The 15,515-nt window shown below is 40.3% G+C and carries 17 protein-coding genes; 14 read left to right on the forward strand and 3 right to left on the reverse strand.

Annotated features, from left to right (window positions below; genetic code table 11):
• The first annotated feature begins 136 nt into the window (after window positions 1-136).
• From ABZB17_RS11520 to ABZB17_RS11585, 14 genes are all read left to right on the forward strand, one after another.
• Window positions 137-799: a helix-turn-helix domain-containing protein gene (locus tag ABZB17_RS11520; RefSeq protein WP_372650382.1), complete on the forward strand. Its 663-nt coding sequence runs from the start codon at window positions 137-139 to the stop codon at window positions 797-799.
• A 90-nt stretch (window positions 800-889) separates the two neighbouring features.
• Window positions 890-2,044 carry an alkaline phosphatase gene (locus ABZB17_RS11525; protein WP_372650384.1) on the forward strand — a complete coding sequence of 385 codons (1,155 nt, stop codon included), beginning with the start codon at window positions 890-892 and terminating at the stop codon, window positions 2,042-2,044.
• A 201-nt stretch (window positions 2,045-2,245) separates the two neighbouring features.
• The gene (locus ABZB17_RS11530; protein ID WP_372650385.1) at window positions 2,246-3,193 is read left to right on the forward strand and encodes a bile acid:sodium symporter family protein; all 948 of its coding nucleotides are present in this window, start codon (window positions 2,246-2,248) and stop codon (window positions 3,191-3,193) included.
• 13 nt (window positions 3,194-3,206) lie between these two features.
• Entirely contained in the window at window positions 3,207-4,544 is a 1,338-nt protein-coding gene (locus ABZB17_RS11535) for a 1-acyl-sn-glycerol-3-phosphate acyltransferase (protein ID WP_372650387.1), read from the forward strand.
• A gap of 38 nt (window positions 4,545-4,582) precedes the next feature.
• Entirely contained in the window at window positions 4,583-5,665 is a 1,083-nt protein-coding gene (locus ABZB17_RS11540) for a DNA alkylation repair protein (protein ID WP_372650389.1), read from the forward strand.
• Between the two features lie 9 nt (window positions 5,666-5,674).
• Window positions 5,675-6,118 carry an N-acetyltransferase family protein gene (locus tag ABZB17_RS11545; protein ID WP_372650391.1) on the forward strand — a complete coding sequence of 148 codons (444 nt, stop codon included), beginning with the start codon at window positions 5,675-5,677 and terminating at the stop codon, window positions 6,116-6,118.
• Window positions 6,119-6,225: 107 nt separating this feature from the next.
• Window positions 6,226-6,495, forward strand: a complete 270-nt coding sequence (locus tag ABZB17_RS11550) for a DUF4884 domain-containing protein (protein WP_372650393.1) — start codon at window positions 6,226-6,228, stop codon at window positions 6,493-6,495.
• A gap of 127 nt (window positions 6,496-6,622) precedes the next feature.
• Window positions 6,623-7,075: an N-acetyltransferase family protein gene (locus tag ABZB17_RS11555; protein ID WP_372650395.1), complete on the forward strand. Its 453-nt coding sequence runs from the start codon at window positions 6,623-6,625 to the stop codon at window positions 7,073-7,075.
• A gap of 223 nt (window positions 7,076-7,298) precedes the next feature.
• Window positions 7,299-7,940, forward strand: a complete 642-nt coding sequence (locus ABZB17_RS11560; protein ID WP_372650397.1) for a hypothetical protein — start codon at window positions 7,299-7,301, stop codon at window positions 7,938-7,940.
• Window positions 7,941-8,036: 96 nt separating this feature from the next.
• Window positions 8,037-8,318 carry a hypothetical protein gene (locus ABZB17_RS11565; RefSeq protein WP_372650399.1) on the forward strand — a complete coding sequence of 94 codons (282 nt, stop codon included), beginning with the start codon at window positions 8,037-8,039 and terminating at the stop codon, window positions 8,316-8,318.
• 101 nt (window positions 8,319-8,419) lie between these two features.
• Complete coding sequence (gene xerA / locus ABZB17_RS11570; protein ID WP_372650401.1) at window positions 8,420-9,556, forward strand: site-specific tyrosine recombinase/integron integrase; 1,137 nt, start codon at window positions 8,420-8,422, stop codon at window positions 9,554-9,556.
• A gap of 104 nt (window positions 9,557-9,660) precedes the next feature.
• Entirely contained in the window at window positions 9,661-10,128 is a 468-nt protein-coding gene (locus ABZB17_RS11575) for a hypothetical protein (protein WP_372650403.1), read from the forward strand.
• 4 nt (window positions 10,129-10,132) lie between these two features.
• On the forward strand, window positions 10,133-12,343 hold the full coding sequence (locus ABZB17_RS11580) for a hypothetical protein (protein ID WP_372650404.1): 2,211 nt from the start codon (window positions 10,133-10,135) through the stop codon (window positions 12,341-12,343).
• Between the two features lie 161 nt (window positions 12,344-12,504).
• A complete protein-coding gene (locus ABZB17_RS11585) occupies window positions 12,505-12,999 on the forward strand; it encodes a tetratricopeptide repeat protein (RefSeq protein ID WP_372650405.1) in 495 nt (164 codons plus the stop codon).
• A gap of 137 nt (window positions 13,000-13,136) precedes the next feature.
• On the opposite strand, the gene ABZB17_RS11590 is transcribed toward ABZB17_RS11585, so the two are convergent.
• From ABZB17_RS11590 to ABZB17_RS11600, 3 genes are read right to left on the reverse strand one after another with little or no spacing between them, the layout of a single operon-like run.
• Complete coding sequence (locus ABZB17_RS11590; RefSeq protein ID WP_372650407.1) at window positions 13,137-13,385, reverse strand: hypothetical protein; 249 nt, start codon at window positions 13,383-13,385, stop codon at window positions 13,137-13,139.
• Window positions 13,382-14,530: an IS91 family transposase gene (locus ABZB17_RS11595; protein WP_372650408.1), complete on the reverse strand. Its 1,149-nt coding sequence runs from the start codon at window positions 14,528-14,530 to the stop codon at window positions 13,382-13,384. Before ABZB17_RS11595 ends, ABZB17_RS11590 begins: the two co-directional genes overlap by 4 nt.
• A complete protein-coding gene (locus tag ABZB17_RS11600; protein ID WP_372650410.1) occupies window positions 14,517-15,410 on the reverse strand; it encodes a tyrosine-type recombinase/integrase in 894 nt (297 codons plus the stop codon). The genes ABZB17_RS11595 and ABZB17_RS11600 overlap by 14 nt, the downstream gene beginning before the upstream one ends.
• Window positions 15,411-15,515: the final 105 nt, after the last annotated feature.

Genomic DNA, 15,515 nt, shown 5'->3' on the forward strand with positions numbered 1-15,515 from the left:
CTTTATGCCGACAAAACAAATGTGGCAGCACAAAAAACCTACGAAAACCTGGGAATGAACCAGGACCACTATGTAACGTTTGAGTGGATGAAGTAGCGACCGACATTTATTAAGCCCAAAAAAAAACAAGTAACGCATGAGCAGTTATATCTATAAACTTATTGCAGAGGGAGAGCATCAGCAGCAGGATTTTAAGTTTTGTATTAACGACTCGAAAAAAATTGCCAAATCGCTGGTGGCCTTTGCCAATACCGACGGCGGGCGTTTGCTTATTGGCGTAAAAGACAACGGTAAAATTGCCGGCATCAGCAGCGACGAAGAGTTTTACATGATTGAAGCTGCAGCAAAAATATACAGCAAACCTCAGATTGATTTCACTACCCATCAATGGCATATTGAGGGGAAAACCGTTTTAGAAATCGGGATTGAAGCCAGCGATAAAAAACCACATTTTGCAAAAGATGAAAACGGAAAATGGCTGGCCTACATCAGGCAAAAGGACGAAAATATTCTGGCCCACAAAATACAGATCGAAGTGTGGCGAAAAGAAAAAAGCCCAAAAGGCGTTTACTTTAGTTACTCCGACGACGAGCGTTTTCTGATCGACTACTTACGAAACAATGAATCCATCACTTTTTCAAAATTCATGCGAAAGGCACATTTATCGCGTAAAAAAGCAGAGGAAATACTGAGCAACTTTGTAATTATCGACATCATAAAAATGCATACCACCCAGGATGGAACCTATTTTACGCTGAATACCGAGTTTGATAAAGAAGAAATTGAGAAGTTCAGTTGACTTTACAAAACTATTCACAGTTTTTTATTGTTAATTTAAGGTTCAATAATTGAAATACTATACATTTACAGCACTAAATAAAGAAAAGACATGTTACAGAAATTATTTTTTTCACTTGCCTTTTGTGCCCTTTCTTTAGGGACATTTGCGCAAGATGCATACCTGAATGCAGAATCAGAAGATACAGATAAAGTTTACCCGGGAAACGCTCCTTACGAGGTAAAAATGTATCCGCAAAAGTTTAAAGCTGAGAAACCCAAAAACATTATTTTCCTTATTGGCGACGGCATGGGAGTAAGCCAGGTTTTTGCCGGAATTACAGCTAACCAGGGACACCTGTTTCTCGAAAACTTCCGTCATATTGGTTTTTCAAAAACCCAGTCGGCCGACAATTATATTACCGACTCGGCAGCCGGCGGAACAGCCTTGGCTTGTGGTGTAAGAACTTACAACGGCGCTATTGGCGTTGATACCGACACCGTAAAAGTAAAATCGATACTGGAGGAAGCTGAAGCTAAAGGTTTAGCCACAGGACTGGTTTCAACATCGGCAATTACACACGCTACGCCCGCATCGTTTATTGCACATCAGCCCAGCCGGAATATGTACGAAGCCATTGCTGCAGACTTCCTGAACACCGATATCGATGTGTTTATTGGCGGTGGAAACGATCATTTTACAAAACGTAAAGACGGTCGTAACCTGGCTAATGAATTAAAGGAAAAAGGCTACACTGTTGAAACCGATATTAATAAAATTGCCAAAGTAAAAAGTGGTAAACTGGCCGGTTTAACTGCCGGTGTTCACAACGGGAGGATGGCAGAGCGTGGCGATATGCTGCCGGTTGCGACAACTGCCGCAATTAATATTCTGGATAATAACGATAACGGGTTCTTCCTGATGATTGAAGGTTCGCAAATTGACTGGGGCGGACATGCCAGCAGCACCGTTTACATTGTGGAAGACATGCTGGATTTTGACCAGACAATTGGCAAAGCGCTTGAGTTTGCAGCAAAAGACGGCGAAACACTGGTGCTGGTTACTGCCGACCACGAAACCGGCGGAATGGCACTAACAGGTGGCGACATCAGCAAAGGAATTGTAAAAGCCGCTTACCCAACAACCGGACACACGGCAGTTATGGTGCCGGTTTTTGCATACGGCCCGGGAGCGGAAGAATTTATGGGAATCATGAAAAATACCGACATTCACGACAAAATGAAAAAATTGCTTCTAAGCAAATAGGGAAAACATTATAATTACAAAACCGGCATTGACCATTAGCGTTCAATGCCGGTTTTTTTTATGAAATATCAGCATTGTTTAGTATTTTGCCGCTTCAAAACTAATCGCATGAAACGAGCATGTAAAATATTTGCCCCAAGGTGATATTAAAATTCATGCGAGTTCCATACTATACCTTTGAAAATAAACAATTTTAATAGTATGAAAGAAGCACTGGAAGTTCTTGACAATGTCAGGCTCAATTTTTCTCCAACAGGTTTATTAGCGCTTAACATCACCATTGCATTCATAATGTTTGGCGTTGCTCTCGACATTAAAATCGAGCATTTCAAACAACTAATAATGCGTCCCAAATCGGTTATTGTTGGTGTTATTTCGCAGTTTGTGCTTCTTCCGGCAGTAACTTTTTTGTTTGTTATTTTGCTAAATCCTACGCCAACCGTAGCACTCGGAATGTTGTTAATTGCAGCATGTCCGGGCGGTAATATCTCGAATTTTATGAGTGCCCTCGCAAAAGGCAACCTCGCACTTTCGGTGAGTTTAACTGCCATTGCAACGATTTCGGCCACATTTATGACCCCCATAAACTTTGCACTTTGGGGCGATATGTTTATTAACTTTTACAACAACCAGGGCGCCGGAGACTATCTTGTTCCCATAAAGATAGATTTCTTCCAAATGGTGCAAACCGTGGTTATATTGCTGGGTATTCCGGTTATTGCCGGATTGCTGATAGCACAATATTTTCCGGTGTTAACGCATCGAATTAAGAAACCCATTCGCAAAATTTCAATTGTCATTTTTATCGGGTTTGTAATCGTTTTGCTAAGCGCCAACTTCGAACATTTCATGAAGTTTATACATCTTGTTTTTCTAATTGTTCTCATTCATAACGGACTTGCGCTTCTGGCCGGTTTTAGCATTAGCAGCATTTTCCGTTTACCACGAATTGACAAACGAACCATTACTATAGAAACCGGAATCCAAAACTCCGGCCTGGCACTTGTGCTCATGTTTAATCCAAAAATATTCCCTCCCGAACTGGAGCTTGGCGGTATGACAATTATTGCTGCCTGGTGGGGCGTTTGGCATATTTTAAGTGGATTTGCCGTATCGTCGTTTATGGCACGTTTTAAGTTAACCAGATAAACTAAGTTTTAAGATGAAATACGAAAAGTGGTCATTGGGATACTGGCTTTTAAAGCAGTACGTCCGTTTTGTCGACTGGACCATTCATAAAAAAATTATTTTAAACGGGACAGAAAACATCCCCCAAAATAAACCAATACTTATTGCACCCAACCATCAGAATGCCTTAAGCGACCCGATGGCTATACTTTTGCACACCCGTTTTCAGCCGGTATGGCTGGCACGTGCCGATATTTTTAAACCCGGCTTTATAACGCTGGCATTACGTTTTCTGAAAATTATGCCTGTGTACCGCATGCGCGACGGAAAAGATCAGCTCGCAAAAAATGAAAAAACATTTGCCGACTCGATAAAAGTACTGGAGAACAATTGTGCACTGGCCCTTTTCCCCGAGGCTGCTCACTCGGCAAAACGACAAATGTTATCGCACAAAAAAGCAGTTCCGCGTATTGTTTTTCAGGCCGAAGAAAAAGCCGATAAGAATCTGGACATCCACATTGTGCCAACAGGAATCTATTACAGCAGTTACTGGAAATTTAACCGCAGCGTGCTGGTTAATTTTGGTGAGCCGATTATGGTAAATGATTTTCTGGAAGCCTATAATGAAAACCCCAGCGCTGCTACACTGACTTTACGTGATGCGCTTGAAAAAGCTATTGAACCGCTGACATTAAACATTAAAAGCAAAGAGAATTACGAAAGTTTCGAGCTTATAAGGGCGATATACGGAAATACTTTTGCTAAAAAAACAGGACGAGAAAAAGGATTTGTTCAGCGTTTTCAAAGCGATCAGCAACTGGTAAAAAAGCTCGATGAGCTGGAAACCATCAGCAAAGAAAAAACGGATGAAATTTGCAGCGCTGCCAAACGATTCGACACAAAAGTGCGGAAATACGGTTTGCGCCCGTGGCTGGTTGAAAATCCGGAAAACAACTTCCGGAAACTTGGATTCAACAAACTGTTGTTGCTGATCACCTTGCCGGTTTTTGTTTTTGGCTTTCTGTTTAACGCCATACCCTTTATTGCCATCGATACCATTGTTCGAAAAAAAATAAAAGACTTTGCCTTTTGGAGTTCGTTTTCACTGGTTTTGGGTTTTACGTTCTTCCCTATTGTTTATTTACTCGAGCTGTGGGCAGTTTCAGTCTGGCTACCTTTGTGGTGGCACAAACTGTTGTTTTTTGTTTCGCTGCCATTTGCCGGAAAACTGGCTTTTCGCTGGTACATTCTTTTGCTAAAAACAATTGGCAGAGGCCGGCTTTTTATCCTAAAAACATTCAGAAAACAACAATGGCAAAGCTTAAAAAATCAGCAGGAACAACTTTTTGATGAACTGGACAAAATTAGCTAAACAAGTAACTCACAACTAAAACAATAAAAACGACTACCATGGCCGACAAACTTAAAGACACCCTTTTTCCGTTGGAGAAAGTACAACTTTTCGGTACCGTTTTAAAAGAAGTGTATCCGCCGTTTCAATCGGAAGAATTTGTTGCCGCAGTGTGCGACAATGACTGGCCGGAGCGCGAGTTAAAAGAAAAAATGCGGCACACTACGTTATGCCTGCACCAATTTCTACCGCAGGATTTTGAAAAAGCGGTTGAAATTCTGGTGGCCATTGTACCAAAAGTTACCGGTTTCGAAGCCATTGTTTTACCCGATTATGTTGAGGTGTACGGCCAGGAACACTGGGACATTGCCTTGCCGGCATTGGGTGAACTGACCAAATGCGGAAGCTCGGAATTTGGTATCAGGCCATTCCTGAACAAAGATTTGGAAGGTGCTATGAAATATATGTTTGCCTGGGCCGACAGTGACGATTTTCGGGTAAGGCGCTTTGCCAGTGAAGGATGTCGCCCCCGCCTGCCATGGGCTTCAGGAGTTCCGGCTTTGAAAAAAGATCCGTCGCTGATTCTGCCAATTCTGGAAAAGTTAAAAGACGACCCGGAGGAGTTTGTGCGAAAAAGCGTAGCCAATAACCTTAACGACATTTCGAAAGATCACCCAAAGCTGGTGCTGGATACTTGCGAACGCTGGCAGGGAAAATCAAAAAATACCGACTGGATAATAAAACATGCCTGCCGCACCCTCTTAAAACAAGGCAACAAACGAGCGATGCTGCTGTTTGGTTTTGCCAATCCGGAGCAGATGAAAGTGGAGGATTTTCAACTGTCGAACACTTCGCCGGCAATTGGCGATGATATTTCGTTTCGTTTCAAACTCGCCCTCGATACCAAACAAAAACAGAAGGTGCGTATCGAATACATCGTTCATTTTGTAAAAGCCAGCGGCAAAACATCGCCCAAAGTTTTTCAGATAAAAGAAGTGGAAATGAAACCGGGCAAACACAGCATCAGCAAAAAACACACCTTCAAAAACATGACCACGCGCAAACATTACCCCGGCGAGCATACTTTCGAAATTGTGATAAACGGTGATGTAAAAGCTTCGGCCAAACTTCAACTCAATTAAAATTTATACATGGATATTAAAATTAGAAAAGCAACTGAGAACGATTTCCCGGCAATGTTCGGGCTGATTATGGAACTGGCGGAGTACGAAAAAAGTCCCGAAAAGGTGAGCAACTCGCTGGAATTGATGTACGAGCAAAAGGAGTACTTTAATTGTTATGTAGCCGAAACCGAAGAAAAGGAAATTATAGGCATGGCACTTTACTATTTCGCTTATTATACCTGGGTAGGAAAAACCTTGTACCTCGATGACCTGTATGTTAAAGAAGCTTATCGCGGCAACGGATTGGGCAGCCGTTTAATGGATAAAATGTTTGAAGTAGCCAAAGCCGAAAAGTGCAAACGCATGCGTTTACAGGTGTTGAACTGGAATCACCCGGCAATAAAACTTTACGAAAAGAGTGGTTTTACGGTTGACAAAACCTGGTACAATTGCGATATTGAGGACTTATAATCCAACACGGGTTCCTGGAAGGAACATACTAATTCTCCCCCTCTTACTTTACATAAGCGCATGGCACTATTCTTGTATTTCCCCTGCAAACATCAAATTTTTATGTCATGAAAACCATTCAACAGATTATTGCCGGAGCACTTTTTCTTCTATTTACTGCCTGCTCGGGTGTGCCGATAACCATCAAAAGTCCGGAAAACAATTCGACCTACAACGTTGAGTACCTATTTGAATACGATGGCTGCAAAGTATACCGTTTCTATGATCAGGGTGAATACGTTTATTTTACCAATTGCAAAGGCGATGTTACCAGCTTTGCCTGCGATTCAACCAAAACACGGATTGAAAATCATGTTCGGATTATTGACGAGGAGTAAACACAACAGTGCGGTTTAAGCAGGAAAAAAGAACTCATTCGATCTTGCCCAAACGGTTAGTATTATTCATTTTTTGTAATTTCATGCCACCTTAGCACGCAAGAGTATATATTAAATTGGCAAATAAATGATACAAATAAGAGAAGCCCAACCCGAAGATGCAGGAATTATCCTGGAATGTATTAAAGGCCTTGCCGTTCATGTTGATCAGGTAGAAATGGTTACGGCCACCGAGCAGGACATTCGTAACACCATTTTTGCACCCGACACGCATGTAACCGTTTTTGTGGCCGAAAACGAAGACAAAAAAGTGTGTGGTTTTACGCTTGTTTTTAAATCGTTCTCAACGTTTAAAGCGGTTACCAATTACCATATCGAAGACCTGTTTGTTTTTCCGGAATACCGAAAACTGGGAATCGGTGCGATGCTTATGAAACACCTGAAAACCTATGCAAAAAGTAAAGGGGCAAAAGTGATCGACTGGTACGTTAACAACCGCAACCACAGTGCGATGGACTTTTACGACCGGATTGGTGCCAAAAAACTCGATTACAAATCGATTTATTATTTCGACGTTTAAAATCCACCTAAGGATGTTTTCTTTTCGGAAAGAAAACATCCTTTAGTCCGGTTTTGTACCGGAAATCTACCGTTGCTAGTTACCGTTTATTCGCCAGAACCTACCGCTTATTTCCTGAGAGCTACCTCTTATATATTAGACGTTTAGTTCTGTTTTATTTAACGTAACTTACACCGCGATAACGATCGAAAGATCATATTTTCAACCTTTTTAACTTAACAAAATGAATAAAATCCAAACAAATCAATTCAGAATGCTTTTGAATACGCAGGGTGCGTTAGATGCAAACAGCACCTTATGGAGTAGTATTCCGGTTATGCTAAGTGCCAAAAACAATTTAGATGAACTGATTCAGCGAATTGGCGATGTAAACGAAAAAACAGTGTCGAACAGCAAGGCCGTTACTGCCGATAAAGCTGTAACCTTGAATAACCTGATTGCAAAAGCTGTTACGCTGTCGGGGATTCTACAGGCCTACGCAGCGGTTACCGAGAATGTAAAGCTGGCCGGAAAAGTTGCTTTAACCAAATCGGACCTAACCAAAATACGAGAGACTGATGTTGAGGCCCGAATTACTCCGGTAATTGAGGAGGCCTGGAAAGAACTGGCTAACCTGGCCGATTACGGGTTAACAGAAGATATGATTGTTGAGACAGAAACTTCGCTCGACGATTTTAAGGCACTGATAGGCCAGCCGCGAACGGTACGCAACCAGGCTTTTGCTGCCATGACGCTGCTTGAGGAGCTTTTTGATGCGGCCAACGATTTGGTAAAAAACCAGCTCGATAAACTGATGATCCGGTTTAAGTTTTCCAATACCGAATTTTACTCGGAATACGAGCGGGCACGTACCATTGTAGATTAATGTTGTGATTTTATAGATCCCTTTTCAGTAAAAAACTTACTGAGAAGGGATTTTTTAGCGCCAATTGCTGAATAAATAAAAGGCATTGGCGAAAACATGGCGAAGTGCGACGAAAACATAAAAAAGGACAGTGAATACAATCATGTAAGTGGCGAAAACATCAACACAGTTAGCGAAAACATCATCGTAAGTAGTGAAATCGTCACCCATTACTGTGAATTTATCACAGATAATTGCGAAAATAATGGCGGAATTAACGAAAACAACTTCGTAAACAGCGAAATGAACGACACGTTTAGTGAAAACATAAAACAAGGTAGTGAAAACAACTCCGTGCTCAATGGAAAGAACATCCAGTCAGCATATTACAGGATTTAGAAAAGAACAGTTGCAAGACACACCAAACAATAAATAACGCACTAAGTCCACTAACATTTCAAAATAATGGTTACATTTAAAGCACTAAAAACTACCACCTTTTGAATACGCGCCCACAAATAAAACTCGAAAAAGGAGAACACCGCCAACAGCAGGTTGTTTTTGTACGATTTGCGTTTAACACCGAAATAACCAAAGCCCTCAAAACTAGTTTCCCGATATTTTGGAGCCGCACCAAAGGATGCTGGTATATTTCAGAAAAAGACTTCGACCTTGGTAGTTTTTTCGACACGTTTAAAGACCTGGCTTATATTGATTATTCGGCATTAAGAACAATGGCTAAGCCATATATGCCTTATGCAATAAAACGCGATTACTCGTACCGGGTTTTCATACAATTGCCCCCAAAATACATCGACAAACTAATACAGAAACGATATAGCGATAGCACCATTCGCACATATTCGGCTTATTTTAAAGATTTTTTACACCATTTTAAGGGGCATAAAATCGACGAATTAAGTAAAGACGAAATAAACGCATACATTAAACAATTGGTTGAAGAGGAACAAATATCGGCCAGCCAGCAAAATCAACGTATAAATGCCATAAAGTTCTACTACGAAAAGATTTTGGAACGCGAGAAATTCTTATACCAAATTGACCGGCCCAAAAAGAGTAAACAATTGCCTCGCGTACTGAGCAAGAACGAAGTAAAAGAGATTATTAAACATTGCAGCAATATAAAGCACAAGTGTATTTTATCGCTTATTTATTCGGCGGGGCTGCGCCGAAGTGAGTTGATTAATTTGAAGATTACGGAAATTGAATCGGAACGTGGGCTAATAAAAATAAAGGATGCAAAAGGGAAAAAAGACCGCTATACACTTTTGTCTCCGGCTTTATTGAACCAGTTACGCGAATACTACAAACAATACCGGCCAGGGTACTGGCTATTCGAGGGCAACTCTCCGCGATCGCAGTACAGTGCCACCAGCATTGCCAATATTTTAAACGAAGCAGCCTATAAGGCGCGTATAAAAAAGCGGGTTACTCCACATATGTTACGTCATTCGTTTGCTACGCATTTGCTTGAACAGGGAACCGATTTACGGTACATACAGGAATTGCTTGGACATGGCTCGAGTAAGACCACTGAAATTTATACTCATGTTACGAATAAAAATATTGGGAAAATAAAAAATCCGCTTGACGACCTGTTTAACGATTCAACATAATATGTGTATATTACACACCAATATGGGTGTATAACAACACTTTTTAAATCGCTATGAGCGATATAACAACAATGATGATACTCAGTAGTTAGCAAACATATTAAATGACCCAACTACTAATGAATAATGACAATCTTAAAATCGGTCTATCAAAAAGAGATGACATACCAAGACTTTATACTATTTTAGTTCTGTACGAAAAAGATATATGCAAAAAAGCAGGTCAGTACAATATAAATGCTCCTTCTTTTGTCGCATTTTGCAAGCGGAATGATATAAAATGTAAAAATTCTATTGCTAAGAAAGAGCTTAATAAAAAAGATAAAACTCAGAATTATTTTTATTTCAGTACAAAGCAAACAAAGGTTTCTAAGACTGACCATGCCCATCATTTATTAAGACACATCAGAAATAGTATTGCACATGCTTTAGTTACTAAGAAAAAAGGATTTTATATAATCACTGACAAAAATTCAAGTCTCAGTATATCAATGACGGCAAAAATAAGAATTGATTTGTTTGACGGTTTTATTACAGAACTAATTAAAACACAATCCAATATTAAAAAGTAATTCAATGAAAGTTATAGTTAAAAGCACATATAATGAGAATGTTAGCTCGACTTCTAGTAGGTGCAGCGACGGACATTACCGACAATCTGAATACACTAACAGCATAAATGTTTATACTGATTCCAACCAAATAACTGCTTTTCACGCGAAAATCTTAGTGGAATTCATAAATAAACATACTCATCACGGTAGTGATAGAGTTTGGGATTGGTCATATAATGGTGCATCTAACGAGAATTATGATGCAGATTTAACGAAAAACTTGATTGAACTGATTGGAATTAATAAAATCGAAGAATGTAAAACCGAAGAAGAATGCAATGTATTAATAAATCCAATTGCAGCTAAAATTCATGATGCTCACAATTTATTTATCTCTGAACTAAATACAAAACAATTAGAAATCGAAAAAGAATACCAAATAATAGCTGAGAAGAGCAAAGCGAATATAGCAATTAAAACTTTTTACAATAATGAAAGTCTCTATCCAATAAATGAAAGAATACCGGATTACAGGGAGTATCCACTTGATATGGCAATGCTTGGCGATAATATAGATTTCTTGGAATACTTACTTGGTAAAAAAGCAAAAAAAGTACAGGATTCCTATGTTTTTGCAAGTTGGCTTTGTAAAAAAGGAAAATTTGAATACTTACATGATTTTATAGACCTGTCAAAATTGAAACTTGTAAGAGTTGGTGATTCCATTCGTGAAGATGAAAGAAAAGATTCGTGGTTTACTGAATATCTTCTTTTTTATACAATTGTAAATAACAGATTAGACCTTTTTAAAAAATATGGTCAAGATAAATTCAATAAGAGAATAACAGAAATTTACTTTAAAGAAGATTTTTCATCACATCGAACATCATTTTTTTCTGTAGGTCAAGTTGCTGTTAAATACTCAAATTTTGATGTAATAAAGAATCTGTCCCAAAATTTCTATGATTTTTACATTCGCGTTGGTGATGGTGGTTTTTACAGTAATAAAAAGAATGTTTTAGATGAAAACTGTTTTAGAGATAAAGAAACAGCGTTTTTCTTTATCCAAAAATATACAACAGATTCAATCTACGCACTATTTTACTGGAATAGAACTGAATTCCTTGCTGAAATAATCAAATCCAACGCTTTTGACCTAAGCAAAATTGTCCTTTCTTCTTTGGGTGATTTTTTTACTCCTGAGAATAACTCGATTTTGTTTAATTTGGCTTCCATAAATTCTCACAGTCTCATACAAAAACCAGATGCAGAAAGTAATATTGCGACATGCTTTAATAACAATCCGTGGAGACTTAAAAATTCTGTATTGGAGAACTGTGCAGTTAATAAAAACTTTGATTTGTTTTCAATACTATTTGAGTTATGTACTAATAGAGAAGAAATTACAGGTTTTAGTGCGTGCCAATTGCTGTTTAAAATATGCAAATTTGACGAGAACAATGAAGCTATAAAACTGAAAGAACTTGTTTTTCAATATATAAATGAAGACGATGTTATGTCACTGGCTGGTACTGCTTGTATAGAAAATAATTTAAATCTATTACGTTTTCTCATTAAGCATATTGGCAATATTAACGAGCAAGTTAAAATTGAGCCATCGTCATATGGAAATGAAAAATATAATGGGCTAATTAAAAGCATCAGTGAAGAATACAAAAAAGGAACACTTCTGCATTTATCACTAGTTGCAAATCCAAACCGCCCAGGAAGATGGTTGAGTATAGAATTAATTCAAATACTACTAAATGCTGGAATTGATATTGAAAAAAAGGATGCTTCAGGTAAAATTGCATTTGATTACATAAAATATTGTTATAGTTATAGAGATGATGTTTCACAACGAAATGAACTTGTAAATCTACTTTATATTGATGAAGTGAATATTTGCAATAAAAATGGTGAACTAATTTACCTATTTCAAGACACAGGCCTGCCAATCGTAGAAAAATACAATGATTATATTTCCAGTGGTCTCAGCCCAATTAAAGCATTTGAAAATAATAATAAAGACGTAATTGATTTTTTTATTTCATGTGGTGCAGATTATGACACGCTTAAATCTGCATTTGAATGGGAAAAGAGAAAAAAGGAAATTAATAATGACAATTCAGATACTGAATATCCTGATACGTCCTACACGGAGCAAGAACTAAGAGATATGTATCGTGATGCTTTCGATGGATTTGATGATGCAGTTTGGAATATTGACTGAAAAGAATACAAAAGTAACAAGATTTAAAGTGCTATATGAAAATACTAACTTCTAAGAACAGATTTTTCTGTTTATTCAATCTTTTATTTTTTATAGTATCCTGCCATAACACGAATACTCAAAAAACTCAAGAACCAAATGAAATGTCCCATGATGAAAAGATGGGAAAGATAACAGAATTGTATAATTCTGGCGAGTACGAAACATTTATAAAACTTGCAGAAAATGAATTAAATAATACCGAAAATGATTTTGAGTTTTTTCTTGCATTATCAAACGCTTATGGGAACTTAGGCAACTATGATAAGACATTCTATTATGCTGAAAAACTTCTTGAAAAAGAACCAACAAATTATTACGCTTTATTAGCACTTGGAAACTATTATTTCGTACTTGAAAAGCTTGACTCAGCAGAATTCTATTACAATAAGGTGTTAAGTATTAATCCTAACTATGCAAGAGCAAATCTTAATCTTGCACAACTCTTTGTAAAAAAGGGTGAAAAGAATAAAGCAATTGAACAATACATTAAAGCAATAGAATTATTTAATCAAAATAATTTTGAAGATGAGGTACTTCTCTATTCTAAAGAGGTATTAAAACTTGACCCTGAAAATAAAATCGCAAAAGAATATATTGATAAACTTAAAATGTAATAATATCAGCCAGTGTTTGAAAATAGAATTAAAATACGTTTGCTAACACTTAGCCTCTAATGAAGCGTTGCTTGCATACGCTTTAGATTGGAGGCTTTGTTGAACTAAACACTGCTCCTGACTTAACCGGCTGTCAATTAATTATTTTCGAATAGTGTTTTCAATCGGTTTTTGGGTTCCCTTTCAGGGCCGTTTTTGGGCAATGTTGTTGGCATTGCAAGCCATGTTTTAGGTGCAAAACCGGTTTTGCCCGGCCAGTAGCTGCTGCTTTGGCCTTGTTTTAGGTAGTAAAGGGCTTTTCCCGGCAAGCGGTTTTGGCCACCGGACATAGCTTTCCCATGTACGCTCCGGGGCGTATTTCGAAAAGTTCCACCAAACACGGTCATTGGCACATTCCGGCCGATAGATTTACGGGCGGTGCCCGCTGTCCTGGGTAGGTTTCCAGTAATTGAAGTTCCCCTCCACAATCTTTACACCTGAGCAGGGAGCGTTCACCAAAGCGCAGTTCCAGTAGCTGTGCCCGTGTAAGGGGTGTTGCCGGTAGCCGCTTTTCCCCGAGGCTTTCCCGTATAGCTTCCAGGCTTTGCGTTTTATTGCGCGAGCCCAAAAATCCCAGGTGGCGGATGCGCCGGAAATAAGGCGGCACAATGTGGTCGAGAAAACGTTTCAGGAACTCTGTCCCGCTTATGGTCTGGGTTTTCTTTTGGTAACCGTTTTCCCGGTCGCACCAGCTAAAAGTAACTTGGGTGCCGGTCACCTCCAGGATCCGTGCATTTGAGATGGCCACCCGGTGAGTGTACCTGCCCAGGTATTCCACAACACTTTGGGGCGAACCGAAGGCCTGTTTGGCATACACCACCCAGGGCTTTTTAATCAGGTCTCGTGGCACCTGCTTTCGGATTTTTCCCTGTTGCTTTAATTGGCGCAGCTTTTCTGCAAAACGCGCACTGAATACCACGGACATCTGTTTTACATCGAACAGGAAGTTGCCATCCTGTTTGCTGCTTTTCCATTTGCCGTGCTTGTCAACACCCCCGGCCGGAACAATCAGGTGCACATGCGGGTGGAACCTGACTTGCTGGTCCCAGGTATGCAAAATGGCGATGGCCCCGGGCTGGGCCCCGAGCAGTTTGGGGTCTTTGGCAAACAGGCGCAGGGTTTCCCACGATTTCTCGAACAGCAGGTTGTACATCTGTTCGCGGTTGAAACGGAACAGCTCCAGCAGTTCGTGCGGAACGGTAAACACCACATGAAAATATTTGACCGGCAACAGTTCCTGTTTGCGTGCTTCCATCCACAATTCTTTGTCGATGCCCTGGCAACGCGGGCAATGGCGGTTTCGGCAACTGTGCAGCACGTAATGCACCGAGCCGCAATGGTGGCACACCATGGCCGAACCGCCCATTTCGGGGGTACGGCACCCGGCCAAAGCCCGGAGCACCTTGAGCTGCGCTTTGGAAACGCCCCTTTCTTTTAGCAGGGCAGGCAGGAACTGCCTGATCACATCGCCCAGCGTGTTACCGGCGGGCATGGCCGTAGAGCTTTTCCATGGGGGCAAAACCCGCCAGGGGATTCGAGCGGGCAATATGCAGGTACATCATAGTGGTGGCAATATCGGCATGCCCCAGTTGGTTTTTGACACTCACAATGTCCAGCCCCATTTCCAGCAGGTGTGTAGCATAGCTGTGGCGCAGGGTGTGAGTGCAAACCTGCTTTTGGATACCGGCCTTTTGGATGCAGGAGCGGAAAGCATGTCGAATCCCTTCGCGACTGGCTTGCTGCCCGCGAACCTTTCCGTTGAAAAGCCAGTTCTGCGGGTTCGAGGATTCCAGGTATTGTTGTATGCCTTTTATGGTGATCGGGGAAACAGGCACGTAACGGTCTTTTTTGTGCTTGCTTTGGCGCACGTGCACCTGTTTGCGGTCAAAATCAATATCCGTGATTTTCAGGGTAATTACTTCCGAGATACGCAGACCGCAATCGTAAGTAAGGGCAAACAGCACACGGTGTTTTAACAGTTTAGGCGTTTTTAAAATAAGTTTGACCTCGGCTTGCGAAAACACCACAGGCAAGGCTTTGCTGCCGGACACAGGGGGAAGGGCCAGGTAGAGTTTCTCGTTTTTGAACATCGAAAACAAGGTGCGCAAGCCGTACACCAGGTGTTTGAAAGAGCTCATGCTGGGCTTTTCGTTTTGCCGGATATGAAAGAGGTACTCCTCCATTTGGTCAATCGACAGATCCAGGGGGGAGCACTGGAAATGGAGCACCATCTTGGAAATTTGCATCAGGTAATTGCGCGTACACGATTCTGATTTACCGGCAATGGTGTACTTGCGAAGGAACTTTTCGCTGATGGTTTCGAACTCGGGAACAGCCTCACAGGCCTGCTCCAGGTATGATTTTCTGCTCATAATAATTTTGGTTAAAAATTTATGGGCAGAAAAATCAGTATATACCTCCAACTATTCCTATTTTAGGTGGAAAATAAGCTCCCGCAAAGCGGGTTTAGTTCAACA

This window comes from Draconibacterium sp., from assembly GCF_041583095.1.
In the GTDB taxonomy this organism is placed as follows: Bacteria; Bacteroidota; Bacteroidia; order Bacteroidales; family Prolixibacteraceae; genus Draconibacterium.